Annotated in this window: 1 protein-coding gene; it reads right to left on the bottom strand. The window is 76.9% G+C overall.

The window, feature by feature from the left end:
* Positions 1–116: 116 nt before the first annotated feature.
* The coding region (locus HMPREF0591_RS30190; RefSeq protein WP_007172705.1) for a type II secretion system F family protein at positions 117–510 on the bottom strand (394 nt) is incomplete at its 5' end.

Below are 510 nucleotides of genomic sequence, written 5' to 3'. Positions count from 1 at the left end.
CGGCCCACGCCCCGGGCGCGGCAAGTGCTCGCGGACCGGTGGCCGTGCCCGCGCGCGCACCAGGGCGGGGCCGGGTCCGATCCACGCGGCCACCGCCAGCAGCATCGCCGCCGCGGTCACGACTCGAGCCGATCGGTGATCCGGTCGGCCCACCACAGGCCAACGCACGCCAGGGTCGAACCGGTGACCAGGAGCCAGCCGCCGGCGTGGCCGTCGAGCAAAAAGCCCAGCGGCCGGGCGCCGATCAGTTGGCCCAGCACCAACCCGAGGACGGGCAGGGCTGCCAGGATCGCCGCGGTCGCGCGGGCACCGGCCATGTTCGAGGCCACCCGCGCCGAGAACCGTTGCCGCTCGGCGATGTCGCGCTGCGCGGCGCGCATCAGGGTGGCGACGGCCAGGCCGTGGTCGCTGGCCAGTTGCCAGCACAGCGCGAGACGGTCCCAATGCGCGGGGAGCGCCGACGATCTCGCCGCGGCGCGCAGGCCGGCCGCGACGTCGGCCCCCAGCCCG

This window comes from Mycobacterium parascrofulaceum ATCC BAA-614 (assembly GCF_000164135.1).
GTDB classification, from domain to species: Bacteria; Actinomycetota; Actinomycetes; order Mycobacteriales; family Mycobacteriaceae; genus Mycobacterium; species Mycobacterium parascrofulaceum.
Note: the sequence above shows the minus strand (reverse complement) of the source record. Positions and strands in the feature narration are given on the sequence as shown.